This window comes from Streptomyces sp. NPDC097640 (genome assembly GCF_040302705.1).
GTDB lineage: Bacteria > Actinomycetota > Actinomycetes > Streptomycetales > Streptomycetaceae > Streptomyces.
In genome coordinates this window covers 114,026-129,644 of record NZ_JBEOSB010000026.1, presented here as the reverse complement: position 1 = coordinate 129,644, position 15,619 = coordinate 114,026, and the positions used below count along the sequence as shown (strand labels likewise).

At 70.9% G+C, this 15,619-nt stretch carries 9 protein-coding genes; 8 read left to right on the top strand and 1 reads right to left on the bottom strand.

Annotated features, from left to right (window positions below):
- Positions 1–84 precede the first annotated feature (84 nt).
- Positions 85–1,674, top strand: coding sequence for a ricin-type beta-trefoil lectin domain protein (locus tag ABTY62_RS34120; protein ID WP_352133285.1), 1,590 nt, complete (start codon positions 85–87; stop codon positions 1,672–1,674).
- Between the two features lie 82 nt (positions 1,675–1,756).
- Here ABTY62_RS34120 and ABTY62_RS34115 read toward each other — a convergent pair whose 3' ends face one another.
- On the bottom strand, positions 1,757–2,866 hold the full coding sequence (locus ABTY62_RS34115; RefSeq protein ID WP_352133284.1) for a LacI family DNA-binding transcriptional regulator: 1,110 nt from the start codon (positions 2,864–2,866) through the stop codon (positions 1,757–1,759).
- 153 nt (positions 2,867–3,019) lie between these two features.
- Between ABTY62_RS34115 and ABTY62_RS34110 the strand changes: the two genes are divergently transcribed.
- The 7 genes from ABTY62_RS34110 to ABTY62_RS34080 are packed head-to-tail and all read left to right on the top strand — an operon-like array spanning position 3,020 to position 15,581.
- Positions 3,020–6,148 carry an alpha-mannosidase gene (locus ABTY62_RS34110; protein ID WP_352133283.1) on the top strand — a complete coding sequence of 1,043 codons (3,129 nt, stop codon included), beginning with the start codon at positions 3,020–3,022 and terminating at the stop codon, positions 6,146–6,148.
- A 41-nt stretch (positions 6,149–6,189) separates the two neighbouring features.
- Positions 6,190–7,494, top strand: coding sequence for an ABC transporter substrate-binding protein (locus tag ABTY62_RS34105; protein WP_352133282.1), 1,305 nt, complete (start codon positions 6,190–6,192; stop codon positions 7,492–7,494).
- Positions 7,491–8,444 carry a carbohydrate ABC transporter permease gene (locus tag ABTY62_RS34100; RefSeq protein WP_352133281.1) on the top strand — a complete coding sequence of 318 codons (954 nt, stop codon included), beginning with the start codon at positions 7,491–7,493 and terminating at the stop codon, positions 8,442–8,444. The genes ABTY62_RS34105 and ABTY62_RS34100 overlap by 4 nt, the downstream gene beginning before the upstream one ends.
- A complete protein-coding gene (locus ABTY62_RS34095; RefSeq protein WP_352133280.1) occupies positions 8,444–9,313 on the top strand; it encodes a carbohydrate ABC transporter permease in 870 nt (289 codons plus the stop codon). Before ABTY62_RS34100 ends, ABTY62_RS34095 begins: the two co-directional genes overlap by 1 nt.
- A 1-nt stretch (position 9,314) precedes the next feature.
- Positions 9,315–10,616 carry a glycoside hydrolase 5 family protein gene (locus ABTY62_RS34090; RefSeq protein ID WP_352133279.1) on the top strand — a complete coding sequence of 434 codons (1,302 nt, stop codon included), beginning with the start codon at positions 9,315–9,317 and terminating at the stop codon, positions 10,614–10,616.
- Positions 10,603–12,894, top strand: coding sequence for a glycoside hydrolase family 3 N-terminal domain-containing protein (locus ABTY62_RS34085; RefSeq protein WP_352133278.1), 2,292 nt, complete (start codon positions 10,603–10,605; stop codon positions 12,892–12,894). Before ABTY62_RS34090 ends, ABTY62_RS34085 begins: the two co-directional genes overlap by 14 nt.
- Positions 12,895–12,911: 17 nt before the next feature.
- The gene (locus ABTY62_RS34080) at positions 12,912–15,581 is read left to right on the top strand and encodes an endo-beta-N-acetylglucosaminidase (RefSeq protein WP_352133277.1); all 2,670 of its coding nucleotides are present in this window, start codon (positions 12,912–12,914) and stop codon (positions 15,579–15,581) included.
- The last annotated feature ends 38 nt before the right edge of the window (positions 15,582–15,619 follow it).

Here is a 15,619-nt window from a genome sequence, read left to right as displayed (position 1 = left end):
ATGGTTCACCCCTAGCCGGCCGGTACCTCTCAACTCTCAGACGTGCCCGCCGGGCAGTGGCAGAGGGTTCGAGGGAGGCACGGGATGACCCGGGCGGCGCGGGACGACGGCGGCATCGAGGCCGACGAGGATGGCCTCGGCGAGATGTCCGATGTCCAGCTCACCAAGTGGCTGCGGACGGGCTCCCCGGCCGCCTATCCGGCCATGCGCGAGTTGCGCACACGTCACCGTTCCGCGGTCCTCGCCTATGCGCGCGTGTGCACGGCCGACGAGAACGCGGCCCGGCAGCTCGCCGCCCAGGCGTTCGCACTCGCGGCCCGCGACACGGTCCGCGGCGAGGAACCGGACGGCCCCTGGCGCCACCAACTCCTGCTGCTGACCGGTCGCGTGGCCGCCGCCTGGGCCGCGGACGAACGCGCCGCCCGTCTCGACACCGACCTGGTCACGTATGCGTGCGGGGCGGCTCCCGAGGTCCCGCAGCCACCGATGCTCGCGGCGTTCCAGGAACTTCCGGTCCGCGGGCAGGGCCTGGTCTGGCACTGCGTCGTCGAGCAGGAGCCCCAGGAGCGGGCGGCCCATCTGCTGGGCCTGTCCGCGCAGGACGTGGCATACGGCATCGAACCGGCGTTATGGAGACTGCGCCAGTCCCTGCTGGAAGCCCGGCTGGCCGCCTCCGGCGATCAGCGCTGTCAGGGTTTCCAGCGGCTGATCGAGCAGTCGGTGCGACCCAGCACCCGGCGCCAGAGCGCGGATCTGCACAACCACATGGTCCACTGCGGGCACTGCGCCGCCGCGTACGAGGAGCAGTCGCAGTTGCGTGACACTCCCCGTACGGCGCTGGCGGAGGGACTGCTCCTGTGGGGTGGCGCGGCATACGTCCGGGCGGACACGGGCGAGCGGGCCGGGGTCGGCGCCGACGGACTCTCGAGCTGGTGGCCCTCCCGGCGGGTCGCGCTGGGCGCGACGGCCCTGGGGGCGGCGGCCGCCCCGCTGCTGGTCTACCTGCTGATCTCGGGCGGTTCGGAGGAAGTGCGAGCCGCGAGCGGCGTCCACACGCCGCCGCCCTCGCCGACGGCCGCCGAGGTGATGATCTCGGAGACGCCGTCCCCCTCCCCGACGTCGAAGACGAAGTCGCCGCGCCCGACTCGGACCCCGAAGCCGTCCTCGTCGAAGACGGCACACCCGGCGCCCCCGAAAACGAGGACCGCGTCCAAGCCGACGCGGAAACCGAAGCCGAAGCCAACGGCCAAGCCGCCCGCGGCACATCCCCCGAACGGTACGTATGCCCAGATGGTGAACGTCGGCTCGGGCCGGTGCCTCGACATCCGCGGCGGTGTGATGGATCTGGGCACGGACGTCATCACCGCGCCCTGCACCTCGTCCGCCACTCAGCGCTGGCGCGTCGACGCCGCGCGCGGTGTCGTCCAGTCGCTCGCCGACCCCGGCTTCTGCCTGGACAGCCGGGGTGCCACGGACAAGGGCGTCGGCATCTGGGAGTGTTCCGCGGTCCACAGCCGCAATGGCCGGAACCTGCGCTTCGCCGTCGACTCCCGCGGTGTGGTCCGCCCGGAGATCGCCCCGGGCCACGTGGTGACACCGTACTGGGGCGACGGGCTGTTCCTGCTGCCGGACCGAGGCGGCGACGACCGGCGGTGGAAGGCCGGGGCGAAGTGACCCGAGGCGGAGGGTAGAGCCGCTTCTCGCCGTCGCCTTCTCGCCGTCGCCGCGGACGGGGCGGACCAGGGCGGCGGCCGGCCTACCGGGGCGCTGCCCCCTCGGTGGGAGAGGCGGTGCTCTGCCGTACGACGAGCTGCGGGGTGGGGGCCTGCACGGCGCGGGGTTCGGGGCGCTCGGCCATCACGCGGAGCAGTTCGGTGGCCGTGAGGGTGCCGAGCGCGAAGGTGTCGCGGGTGAGCGCGGTGAGCGTGGGCCGCGCCATGGTGGTGAGGACGGAGTCGTCGAAGGACACCACCGAGACCTCGTCGGGAACGGCGATGCCCATCTCGGTGGCCACGCCGAGCCCGGCGACCGCCATGACGTCGTTGTCGTAGACGATCGCCGTGTAGCGGGGGTCCGCTTCCAGCAGACGGCGGGTCGCCGACGCGCCCTGGGCGTCGGAGTAGTCGGTGGCGATGGAGGTCACGTCGATGCCGACGGATTCGCGCACTTCGGCGATGGCCTGGAGGCGGCGCTGTGTGTGCTGGTAGGACACGGTGCCGCTGACGTGGGCGATGCGCCGGTGTCCGAGGCCGACCAGGTGGTCCAGGATGCTGACCGCCGCGGCGTGGTCGTCCACCCAGACGCTGGTCATCGGCATGGGGTTCCCGTGGCTTCCCAGCACCACCGCGGGGATGCCCAGGTCGGCGACGAGCTGTGGCCGGACGTCGTCGACCGCGAGGTCGAGCAGGACGACCCCGTCGACCCGGTTCTCGGCGGCCCAGCGCCGATAGACCGCCATCTGGGCCTCGGTGTCCTCGACGATGAGCAGCTGGGTGGCGATCCCCCGGTTGGACAGGCAGGACTGGAGACCGGAGAGGAACTGGGCGAAGAAGGGCTCGACGCCGAGTGTGCGTGCGGGGCGGGCGATGACGATGCCGACCACGTCGTTGGTCGCGCCCTTGAGCGCGCGTGCGGCCAGGTGCGGGCGCCAGTTGAGCTCATCGGCGACGTCGAGGATGCGCTTGCGGGTCGCGTCGCTGAGGCCGGGGCGACCGTTGACCGCGATGGACACCGCCGAGACGGAGACCCCCGCGAGCCGGGCGATGTCGGTGCTGCGCAGCCGGGGCGGCGGTTCCCCGGTGTGCGGGCGGCCGGGGGAGCCCGAGTCTGCCCCCGCTCCTGGCGTGGGGTGGTTCTTCGCTGGCATGGATCCTCCATCGTGGCCCACGTGGACTTTACATAAACGTGATGATGCGCCGCGGTGACCGCGCTTCTAAAACGTATTAGTCTGCCGCCACTCGCACCACTACTAAAACGTATTACATGGCCTGTCGCTCCTCCTCCGTGGAGAGAACAACGCATGCACAATCACTTCAGCAGGACGCTTGAGCGGCTCGAGCGCGTACGCCGGGAACGGATCCTTCCGCAGGTCCACCGCCACCTGGGGGACGTCGAGATCGAGGCATGGGCGGTCGGGGACGACGGCGAGCCGGTGAGCCCCCGCCACGCGCTCGGGCTGGCGTCGGAGCCCGGCCGCAGCCGCCCCGACTACCGCCCCTTCGCCCTGGGCGACGCATGGGGGCCGGCGTGGTCCACGACCTGGTTCCGCGTCCGCGGCCAGGTCGAGCCCGGGACGCCCGGACCGGTCGACCTGCTGCTCGACCTGGGGTGGTTCGACCACTCCGTCGGAGGTCACTGCGAGGGCCTGGTCTTCACCCCGGACGGCACCATCGTCAAGGGCCTGCACCCGCGGCAGACGGCGATCCGGCTCGCCGGGGGCGAGGTCGACCCCGGGCTGCTCGGCCCGGACGGCCGCTTCGTGCTCTACGTGGAGGCCGCGGCGAACCCGCTCCTGCTGGGCCTGCCGCCCTTCGTCGTCACCGAGCACGGCGAGAAGGGGGCGCGGGAGCCGTTCGACCAGTTCCGGCTGCGGCGTGCGGAGACCGCTGCGTTCTCGCCCGAGGTGCACGCCCTGCTGTCCGACCTGGACGTGCTCGGCGGCCTGGCCGCCGAACTGACCGAGGACGAGCCGCGCCACTGGCGGCTGCTCCGCGGGATCGAGCAGGCCCTCGACGTCTACGACGAGGCGGACGCCGAAGCCGGTGCCCGCCGGGCGCGCGCCGTGCTGGCGCCGCTTCTGGCCGCTCCCGCGCACTCCACCGCCCACCGGATCACCGCTGTGGGGCACGCCCATATGGACTCGGCGTGGCTGTGGCCGCTGCGTGAGACGGTGCGCAAGCTCGCCCGGACCGTCTCCAACGCCCTCGCCCTGCTGGACGCCGACCCGGACCTCGTCTACACCATGTCGGCGGCGCAGCACTTCGCCTGGCTCGAAGAGCACTACCCGGAACTCTTCGCGCGGCTGCGGGACCATGTCGAGCGGGGGCGGGTGGTGCCCGTCGGCGGTATGTGGGTGGAGCCGGACGGCGTCATACCCACCGGCGAGTCCATGGTGCGCCAACTGACCTACGGCAAGAGGTACTTCCTCAGCCGCTTCGGCATCGAGGCGCGCGAGGTGTGGCTGCCCGACTCGTTCGGCTACTCGGGCACGCTGCCGCAGTTGGCGCGCCGGGCCGGGGCCCGCTGGTTCCTGACCCAGAAGATCTCCTGGAACGACACCACGACCTTCCCGCACCACTCCTTCTGGTGGGAGGGCATCGACGGCACCCGGATCTTCACCCACTTCCCGCCCGCGGAGACCTACGCCGCCGAGGTCACGGCGCGCGAACTGCGCCACGCGGTCACCAACTTCAAGGACAAGGCGATCGCCTCCCACTCGCTGCTGCCTTACGGCTACGGCGACGGCGGTGGCGGCCCCACCCGGGAGATGGCCGAACGGCTGCGCCGCTTCGCCGACCTGGAGGGCGCGCCGCGCGTGGTGTCCCGGACTCCCGCGGAGTTCTTCGAGGACGCCGAGGCGGAGCTGCGCGAGGTCGAGTCGGCCGCGCGGCCGCTGGCCCCCGTCCACCGGGGAGAGCTGTACCTGGAGCTGCACCGGGGCACCCTGACGTCCCAGGTGGCGATGAAGCGGCACAACCGGGCTTGCGAGTCGCTGCTCCGGGCGGCCGAGTACCTTGGCGCCGCCGCCGCGGTGTTGCGGGGAGCGCCCTATCCGCAGGAGAGCCTCGACGAGATCTGGCAGAGCGTGCTCCTGCACCAGTTCCACGACATCCTCCCGGGGACCTCGATCAGCTGGGTGCACCGCGAGGCCCGGGACACCTACGAGGCCACCGAGGCCCGCCTGCGCCGGCTCATCGGCCAGGCCACCGAGGCGCTCGGCACTCCGACGGCCGGGGAGCCGGCGGGGCCGCTCCCTCCGTTCGTGTCGGCGTGCGCCGCCGACGCGGCGGGGGAGCCGCAACCAGTGCAGGTCTCCGACGGGGAGGCCGGTGCCACCGTTCTGGACGACGGCCTGCTGCGGGTCGTCGTCGACGCCGACGGCCACGTCACCTCGCTGCGCGACCTGCGCGGTGGCCGGGAGGTGGTGCCGCCCGGCGGGCGCGCGGGCGTACTCCAGCTTTTCCGCGACGAGCCGGTGCGGTGGGACGCGTGGGACGTGGACCGCCACGCCCTGCGGAACTTCCAGGTGGTCGACGATGTCACCAGCCGGACGGTGGTCCAGGACGGGCCCGACGCCGGCGTCGAGGTCGTCCGGCGGTTCGGCGCGTCGACGGTCACGCTGACGATGTGGCTGAGGGCGGGCACCGGGCGGTTCGAGACGGAGTGCGAGGTCGACTGGCAGGAGCGTGAGCGGCTGCTCAAGGTCGCTCTGCCCGTCCATGTCATGGCCCGAACGGCGCGGTTCGAGACGCAGTACGGATACGTCGAGCGGCCGCTTCTGGTGAACACCGCGGCGGAGGACGCGATGTTCGAGGCCGCCATGCACCGCTACATCCAGGTGGCCGACGCCGACTACGGCGTGGCCGTCCTCAACGACACCATGTACGGCGCCGACGCGCGCGCCGACCGCGACTCCACCGTGGTCCGGCTCTCGCTGCTGCGCGGCAGCCGCTTCCCCGACCCGGACGCCGACGCGGGCCGCCACCACTTCCGCTGGGCGCTGCTCCCCGGCGCCGATGTGCCCGCCACGGTGGAGGCCGCCGCCGCGTTCAACGCGCCCGACATCGCGGCGCTTCCGCCGCTGGAACCCCTCGTGGCGCTGGAGCCGCTGGCCGGCCACGCGATCGTCGACTGGGTCAAACTCGCCGACGACGGCTCGGGCGATCTCGTGGTGCGCGTCTACGAGACGCAGGGAAGCCGGGCACGGGCCCTGCTGCGTCCCTGCGCGGAGCTCGGCGCGGACGCCGTCGTATGGGAGACCGACCTGCTGGAGCGCGAGCTGCTGACCGCGAACGGCGCCGATGACGTCGTCGAGGACGACCTGCCCGCGGCGCTGCCCCGGACGCCGGCCGGCACCCGCCGTCCCGCCGACGGCGCCGCCCTGAATCTCGGCCCCTTCCAGGTGGCGACCCTGCGGATCGCCACCTGACACGAAGGCGCCACCAGACACCCCATATGAGGAGAAGACGAATGAAGTCAGTGAGAAGACGGGCCGTGTTCACCGCGGGGCTCGCTGTTGGATCGTTGATGCTGTCCGCCTGCGTCACCGGCGGTGGCGGCGGCGACTCGACGGGCAAGTCTTCGGACGGAAAGCTGTCCGGAAAGATCACCTTCCAGACCTGGAACCTGAAGAACGACAAGTTCACCTCGTACTTCAACGACCTCATCGCCGCTTTTGAGAAGGCCCACCCGGGCACCGACATCAAGTGGGTGGACCAGCCCGCCGAGGGCTACCAGGACAAGCTCTCGGCGGACGCCGCGGCGGGCTCCCTCCCCGATGTGGTCGACATGGGGCCGGAGGCCGCTTACACCCTGGCGCAGGCGGGCGTCCTGCTCGACCTCAACAAGGCCGACGCGAAGGCCAAGGGCAAGTACCTGGACAAGGCCTGGGAAGCCATGACGTTCAAGGGTCTGGGCGGCGGCACGTACGGCTACCCGTGGTACCTGAACACGGGGCCGTCGTTCTTCAACAAGGCCCTGTTCAAGAAGTGCGGGCTGAACCCCGACAAGCTGCCCGCGAACTACGACGAGCTGTTCGACCAGGCGGAAGCCATGGCCGAGAAGTGCTCGGACACCATGATGATCGCCAGGATGCCCGCCATCGAGACCTTCGGCGAGTACGGCGTGCCGCTCATGGACGAGCGCGGCGAGAAGTTCACCTACAACGACGCCAAGGGCGTGGAGTACGTCGAGCGGTTCCGCAAGCTGTACGACAAGAAGGGCATGGACGAGGAGGCGCTGAACAACCTCCAGACAAAGGAGGTCGAGGAGTTCAAGGCGGGCCGCCTGGCCTATCTGCCCGGCAGCTCCTACACGCTGGGCGACCTCAAGGCCACCGCGCCCGACATCTACAAGAACCTGGGCATCGGGCCGCGGATCAGCAACAGCGCTCCCAACATGTACATCGAGTCCCTGGTCGTCAACGCGGGCAGCAAGAACCAGTCCCTGGCCGCCGCCTTCGCCAAGTATGTGACGAACAGCGCCAACCAGCTCGCCTTCGCCAAGAAGGCGTCGGTCTTCCCCTCGTCGGCCGGGACACTGGACGACCCGTACTTCACCAAGGACGACGGGGACCCGGCCACCAAGGTGCGGCTGGAGAGCACCGACCAGGTGAAGAAGGCGGTCGTGTGGTGGCCGCCGGCGTTCTCCGGGGCGGCCGACAGCCAGACGCTGCGTGAGCAGATAGCTCAGGCGCTGCTGGGCAAGAAGTCGGTGAAGAAGGCGCTGGACGAATCCGTCCGCTACTCCAACGAGCGCCTGGACGCCAACAAGTGACCGTCTCCGTTCAGCGTGGGACCTCCCTGAAGCGAGGCGGCCGCCCGCCTCGCCGCAGGGGGACCGTCCTGGCAACGCATCGCTGGATCCTGACCCCGTGGCTGTTTCTGCTGCCCGGGCTGACCGTCATCGTGCTCATGGTCATGGTGCCGTTCGCGAACACCCTGGGGCTCGCCTTCACGGACTCGACCCTGCTGCGGCAGGGGCAGTTCGTCGGCTGGGAGAACTTCCAGCGGATGTTCGACGACGAGCGCTTCACCACCGCCCTGCTGAACTCCACGCTCTACACCGTGTGCGTGGTGCCCTGCATGGTGGTGCTCCCGCTCATCCTCGCCACGCTGGTGAGCGGGGCGGGACGGCTCTCGGGATTCTTCCGCACCACCATGTATCTGCCCGTCATCATGTCGCCGGTGGTCGTCGGGCTGATCTGGACGAACATGCTCGACAAGCGGGGCCTGGTCAACGCGCTGTTCAGCACGCTCCACATGGTCGCCGAGCCGGTTCCCTTCCTCAGCGACCGGTGGCTGCTGCTCTTCAGCGCGATGTTCGTGACCGTGTGGACTGGCCTCGGCTACTACATGGTCATCTACCTCGCGGCCCTGGCCAACATCGACCAGAGCCTGTACGACGCGGCGGCGATGGACGGCGCCGGTGTGGTGCGCACCTTCCTCAACGTCACGGTTCCCGGGGTGCGCTCGACCATGTCACTCATCGCCGTGCTGTCCTCCGTGGCGGCCTTCCGGGTGTTCGGTGAGATCTACGTCCTCACCGGCGGCACCGGGGGAGTGGGTGGAGGCGATCTCACCATGACCATGCTGATCCAGCGCGAGGGCACGGGGCTCCAGGCGCGCACCGGCTACGCGGGCGCGATCAGTCTCTTCATGTTCGTGATCCTCGGCGCGCTGCTGCTGGTGCAGCTCGTCATGCAGCGGAAGCAGAGGAGTTCCTGATGGCTCGGACCTCTCCCCGCTCGCACACCACCGCCGCCCGGCGGCGCAGGGCCCGGCCGGGCTCGGTGGCGCGCTACCTCGTCCTCCTGCTCATGGCCGTGCTCCTGGCGGGACCGCTGGTGTGGCAGCTCTCGCTGTCCCTCAAAGGCGCCGGCGAACCGCTGTACACCCGGCCGCCCGAGCTCATCCCCCAACACCCCACGCTCGATCACTTCGCCACGGTGCTCGACCGCGTTCCCGTGCCGCGCTATCTGCTGAACTCCCTGGCGGTGGCGGCCATGGCCGTGGTTGGCAACGTTGTCGGGGCCACCTGCGCCGGCTATGCGCTGGGCAAGCTGCGCTTCCGCGGCAGGGGCCTGGCGACCGCGGTCGTCGTGGCCGCCCTGCTGGTCCCCTCGGAGACCGTCCTGATCGCGCAGTTCCTCACGATCAGGACCGCCGGGCTGGTGAACACGCTGATCGGGGTAGCCCTGCCGACCCTGGTGGCGGCGCTGAACGTGCTGCTGATGCGCAACGCCTTCCGCAACCTCCCTTCGGAGTTCGAAGAGGCCGCCATCGTCGACGGCGCCAACGCCTGGCAGCGGTTCATCCGGGTTTCCGTGCCCCAGGTCAAGGGCGTGATCACCGTGGTGGCGATCTTCGCCTTCGTCGGCTCGTGGAATGACTTCCTCTGGCCCCTGATCGTCCTGTCGGACGAACAGAACTACACCCTCACCGTCGGCCTGAACCGGTTGCGCGGCACCTTCTACGACGACCCGCGCCTCATCGCGGCCGGCACCATCATCGCCCTGGTTCCCATCGTGGTGTTCTTCGCCGTCTTGCAGCGCTACTTCTTCCGCGGGCTGGAAGCCGGCGGCCTGAAAGGTTGAAATGCTGAGGTTTGGAGTCAACTACACGCCTTCTCAGGACTGGTTCTACTCCTGGCTGGCCCCCGACCGGGAGGTCACCCGCCGCGATATGAAGGCCCTGGCCGGCCTGGGCATCGACCATGTACGCATCCTGCCGCTGTGGCCCGTGGTGCAGCCGAACCGGACCCTGATCCGCCGCCGCGCACTCCAGGACATCCGCGAGGCGGTGGAGATCGCCGGAGAGGCCGGTCTCGACGCCAGTGTCGATGTGCTGCAAGGACATCTGTCCGGCTTCGACTTCGTACCGAGCTGGCTGGCGAACTGGCACCTGCGCAGCATGTTCAGCGACCCCGATGCCATCGCCGCCCAGGCCCAGCTGGTCGAGGCGTTCGAGGAGCACCTGCACGACCTGCCCAACTTCCTCGGACTGACCCTGGGGAACGAGGTCAACCAGTTCACCTCGGCGGTGCACCCCAACCGGATGTCCGCCACGCCACAGCAGGTGACGTCCTGGCTGGACGCCCTGCACGGCACCGGGCCGCGCGACCCCCGCCACTTCCGGCTCAACGCCGAATACGACGCCGTCTGGTACGCCGACGACCACGCCTTCGTCCCGGCCCACTCCAGCCGGCACGGCCAGATGAGCGTGGTGCACTCGTGGATCTTCAACGGGACCGCGCAGGGCTATGGCGCCATGTCCCACGAGAGCGTCCACCACGCCGCGTATCTGGTCGAGCTGTCACGCGCCTTCGCCCTCGACCCCGCCCGCCCGGTGTGGCTCCAGGAGGTCGGGGCCCCGCTCAACCACCTCACCGAGGACCAGGCGCCCGACTTCTGCGAGCAGACGGTACGGGCGGCGGCCGACAGCGAGGCGCTGTGGGGAGTCACCTGGTGGTGCTCGCACGACGTGGAACGCCGGCTCGGGGACTTCCCCGATCTGGAGCACAGCCTGGGCCTCATCGACGCCGATGGCCGGGTGAAGCCGATCGGACGGCGCTTCGCCGCGCTCGCCGAGGAGCTCCGGAACCGGCCCCGCCCCGCGCCTCGCCGAGAGGCCGTCGTGGTCCCGGTCGACGGCGAGGACGTCCCCGTCTCCCGCGCCGAACTGTCCCCGGGCGGCGGTGTGTTCGAGGCGTGGATGCGACGTGCCCGCGCCGGGGCGCGCCCCGCCCTGGTCACCTCCGCCACCGCCGCCGACCCGGGCGCGCTCAGCGCGCGCGGAATCGAATCCCTCGTCCACGCCGAGCCGACCGGGCGCACCTTCTACAGCTCGGTCAGCGACGCGGAAGTACTCAACCGGACTCACACGCATGCCGAACACTGAACACGCGGGCGCCCCCGCGCCCGCCGCCGTCGAACGCGTCCTCACCCAGCTGTCCCCGCGGGAGAAGGTCGGCCAGCTCAACCAGCGGCTGTACGGCTGGCAGGCCGTCGAGCGCGCCCCCCGGGGCGGCTTCCGGCTCACCGACCGGGCCCGCGCCGAGATCGACCGATGGGGTGGCCTCGGGGCGCTGTACGGGCTGTTCCGCGCCGACGCCTGGTCGGGCCGCTCGTGGGCCGACGGCATCCGCCCCGAGGAGCGCGCCGAGGTCGCGGCCCTGGTCCAGGACGAGGTGGCGCGGGCCGGCCGCCACCGGATCGGGGTGCTGCTCTCAGAAGAGGCACCCCACGGCCACCAGGCCCTCGGCGGGACGCTGCTGCCCACGAACCTGGCCGTCGCCGCGGGCTGGGACCCCGACTCGCTGACCGAGGCCGCGGCGGCGGTGGCCGCGGAACTCGCGGCGAGCGGGGTGCATCTGGCGCTGGTCTCGGCGCTCGACCTGCTGCGCGACCCTCGCTGGGGGCGGGCGGAGGAGTGCTTCGGGGAGGACCCGCTGTTGGCCGCCGAACTCACCCGCGCCGTGGTGACCGGAATGCAGGGCGGGCCGGGCGGCCCGCGGGGCGCCGGCGGCGTCGCCGTGGTGCTCAAACACCTGGCGGCCCAGGGCGAGGCGATCGGCGGGCGCAACGGCCAGTCCGCCGTCATCGGCCGCCGCGACCTGCGCGAACTGCATCTGCCGAGCGTCCGGGCGGCGGTGGAGGCGGGGGCGCTGGGGTTCATGGCCGCCTACAACGACATCGACGGCGTGCCCTGCTGCGCCAACCGGGAGCTGCTCACCGGCTTCCTGCGCGCCGAGTGCGGGTTCGACGGCATCGTCATGGCGGACGGCCTCGCCGTGGACCGCCTGGTCGCGATGGCCGGAAGCCCGACGGCCGCGGCCGTGGCCGCCCTCGAGGCGGGCGTGGATCTCTCGCTGTGGGACGAGTCCTTCGCGCTGCTGGAGTCGGCCGCCGCCGAGGACACCCGGGTGGCCGAGTTGGTGGACGCCGCCTGCCGCCGGGTGCTCACCCTCAAACACCGCCTGGGCCTCCTGCCGGAGGACGACGCCGGTGCGGAGGGGCAGGCCCCGCCGGCCGGGCGGGAGCGGCTCGAGCCGGCCTTCCGTACGACGGACCGGCTGTCCCGGCGCCTGGCCAGGCAGTCCCTGGTCCTGCTGCACAACCCGGACCGGCTGCTGCCGCTGGCCCCGCGCGCCCTCACCAAGGTGGTGCTCGCCGGCCCCAACGCCCGTGAGGTCACCGCGATGCTGGGCGACTACGTGCCGCCACTCCCCGAGCGGTCGGCCGTACCGCTGGAACACGCGCTGCGTCAGGCGCTGCCCCACGCCGAGCTCGTGTGCCCGCCCGGCCTGCCCTCGCAGGCAGACCTGAGCGGCGCCGACGTCGTGATCCTCGCCCTCGGCGGCACCAGCCACCGCGCGTACGACGACGGCTTCGCCGCCAACGGGGCCGTCTCGGGCCCCGCTTCCGTGGCGACCGCCGGAGAGGGCGTCGACCTCGCGGACGTGTCCCTGCCCGGAGGCCAGGACGACCTGGTGGCCGCCGTGCGCGCCCGGTCCGACTGCCCCGTCGTCGCGGTGGTCATCGCGGGCCGCCCGCATGTGCTCACCACCGTGACGGACCATGCCGATGCCGTGCTGTGGGCCGGCTACCCCGGCCCGCACGGCGCCGAGGCCATCAGCGACGCGCTCCTCGGCGGCTGTGAACCGGTGGGCCTGCTGCCGTTCACCGCGCCCCGCCACCCCGGCGCGGTGCCGGTGCGCTACAACGACCGTCACTCGGCCGCCGGCGTCTACCGGGACGCGCCCGACCCCGTGCTGTTCCCCTTCGGATTCGGGCTGCGCTACACCAGCGTCGGATTCGACCGCCTCACCGCCGAGGTGTCCGGGCGATCGGTGCGCGTCGAGGTGGACGTCACCAACCCCGCCCCCACCGAAGCCGAGGTCATCACGCCGCTGTTCGCCCACCGCACCGGCGGGGCGGTGCTGCCCCGGCGACGCGAACTGCTCGCCTTCCGCCGGGTCACCGTCCCGCCGCGCACCCGCGTCACCGTCGCCTGGGTCCTGCCCGCGGAGCGCTGCTTCGCCGAGGGCGCGACCGCCGCCCAGGCCCGCACCGACCTGTACGTGATGGATCTGGGCACCACGATCCGCCCGTACGCCACCCCCCTGGCCGACACCACCCAGGTTGTCGGCCCCGCCACCCAGGCCGGACCACACTAGGGAAAGCGAGGAAAGGCATGGCACGACCACACGACACCAGAAGACGGGCCTCGGCCCGTGCACGTACCAGTGTCCTGGCAGCGGCACTGGCCCTGACCCTGGGCGCCGGCACCGCCCTGGCCAGTGACACCCTCCCCTGGCCGGGAGAGAGCGCCGTCGGAGCCAACCAGCCCTACCAGCACGGCTACTCCTCCACCGATCTGCTGCGGTGGAACCCGGCGGACGACACCGACGCCGAGCTGCTGCGCGCCAAGGTGCCGCTCCAGTCCCGTATCGCCCCCAACGCCAAGACCCAGCGCAACCCGGCGCTGCCCGCCGACACCCAGCAGCTCACCCTCGCGGGCGACTACGGCAACGCCTTCTTCGAGAGCCACCCGTACACCAACGAGTTCAGCCAGTACCTCTTCAACTACTGGCAGTACTCCGATGTGTACGCCTCCTGGCACGGCATGCCCACCGAGGGCGTGCCCGTGAACTACTACGACCCCAACCTCGACTGGAAGGAGAAGTGGTTCGAGTTCGGGGCGGTCAACCTGCCCAACCCCGGCTACACCAACGCCGCGCACGCGAACGGCGTGCGGTCGCTGGGCTGCATCTTCTTCTCCCCGAACGACCGCGGCGACCAGACGTACTCCGAACTGCTCGTCCGGGACGCCGACGGCGGCTTCCCGGCCGCCGCGAAGCTCGTCGAGGTCGCCAAGTACTACGGCTTCGACGGCTACTTCTTCAACCAGGAGGACTCGGTCGCCCCGGCCGACATCCCCGCCTTCAAGCAGTTCCTCAAGCAGCTGCGCGACGGCGGCATGTATGTGCAGTGGTACGACTCGATCGACAACTCCACGGGCCGGGTCTCGTACCAGAACGAGTTCAACTCGGTCAACGCTCCCTTCGTCCGGGACAAGGCCGCGGGGGACGTGTCCGACTCCGTCTTCCTCAACTACTGGTGGGACAAGTCCAAGCTCACCCGGTCCAAGAGCTACGCCGAGAGCCTGGGTCTCGACCCCCGCAAGAGCGTCTTCGCCGGTGTCGAGGCCGGCATGTACCAGTTCGACCAGCCGTACAACCTCGACAACAACCTCGGCGCCGACGGCAGTCCCATGAACGCCATCGCCACGCTGGGCGCCGACTTCGTCTCCTCCGACTACGCCAACAAGACCGACGACAAGGCCCAGTCGACGGTCTTCGACCGGGAACGCCGCTGGTGGACCGGGTCGTCCCAGGGGTCCACCACGCCGGAGGGCAGCTGGAAGGGGATGTCGAAGTACATCGCCGAGCGCTCCGTCATCAAGGGCAGCACCTTCGCGACGTCCTTCAACACCGGACACGGCCTGTCGACCTGGAGCGACGGCAAGCTCTCCAATGACGCCGAGTGGGGCAACATCAACCTCCAGGACATCCCGGTGACCTGGCAGTGGTGGATCGACGCCGCGAGCTCGCCGCTCAAGGCCGACTTCGACTACGGCCCCGAGTACACGCCCGCCGGCCGCTTCTCGTACCAGAAGATCGGCGCCTACAACGGCGGCAGCTCCCTGGTCCTCAGCGGCAAGCTCGACAGCGACAACACCGTGCGCCTCTACAAGACCGACCTGAGCGTCAAGGCGGAGTCGACACTCTCCCTGACCTACAACAAGCCCTCGGCGGACGACGACTCCCAGCTCCGGCTCGCTCTGGTGCTGGCCTCCGACCCCGACAAGGTGGTGCAGGTGCCGCTGTCCGGCACCGGCAGGCGCACCGACGGCTGGAGCACCGTCTCCGCCGACCTGTCGGACTACGCCGGCGAGCGCATCGCCTCCCTCGGCCTCGTCGTGGCCGCGGGCGCGCAGCCGATCGAGAACTACCAGGTCAACCTGGGCGCCCTCGCGCTGCACGACGGCGTGGACCGCACCCCGGCCAAGCCCGAGAAGCTGCGCATCGACCAGCTGCTGCCCGACAGCGACGAGCTGTTCCTGTCCTGGCAGCGAAGCGACTACGACACGGTGCGCCGCTACGACGTCTACCTGGACGACACCTACCTCGGCGGCATCTACGACGACGTGTACTACGTCAAGCGATTCACCGCCACATCCGGGAAGCTCAAGCTGGTCGCGGTCGGCCCCGACGGGTCCCGGAGCAAGCCGGCGACGGTGTCCTTCGACCTGTCCACGGCTCCGTCCGGGGTGACCGCCAAGGCGGCGGCCGACGGCACGCTGAAGGCGGCGTGGACCCCGAGGCAGACGGGTCAGCCCCTCACCGTGGAGGTCCGCGGCCTCGATTCGTCCAAGCCCTTCACCAAGAAGGTCACGGTGCCGGGCAAGCAGACGGGCACGACCCTGACCGGCGTACCCGTCAACGGGGACGAGTACCTCCTCACCGTGAAGACCGAAGACGGCACGGCGACCGGCGTGCGCGGCACGTTCGCCGACACCGAGGTCGGCGCCTACCCCGCCTCAGCCGTGAAGATCGCGGGGAACACCTTCACCTTCTCCCGCCCGACCCTTCCGGACTGGCACACGCTGACCGTCCTGGAGGACGGGCAGCCGAAGTCGTTCGCCACGACGTACGGGTCGGGCAGCAAGCCGTATATCGTCCGCGGCCGCACCACCCGTGCGGCGATGACGGTGACCATGTCCAGCTCCACCAGTAAGGTCGTCGCCGTACTGGAGGACTACGCGGGCAACAAGGTCTCGACGGTGCTGCGCGGCAGCTGACCCGAGGGTGTGCGGGAGACGCCTTCCCGCCCGGGAGG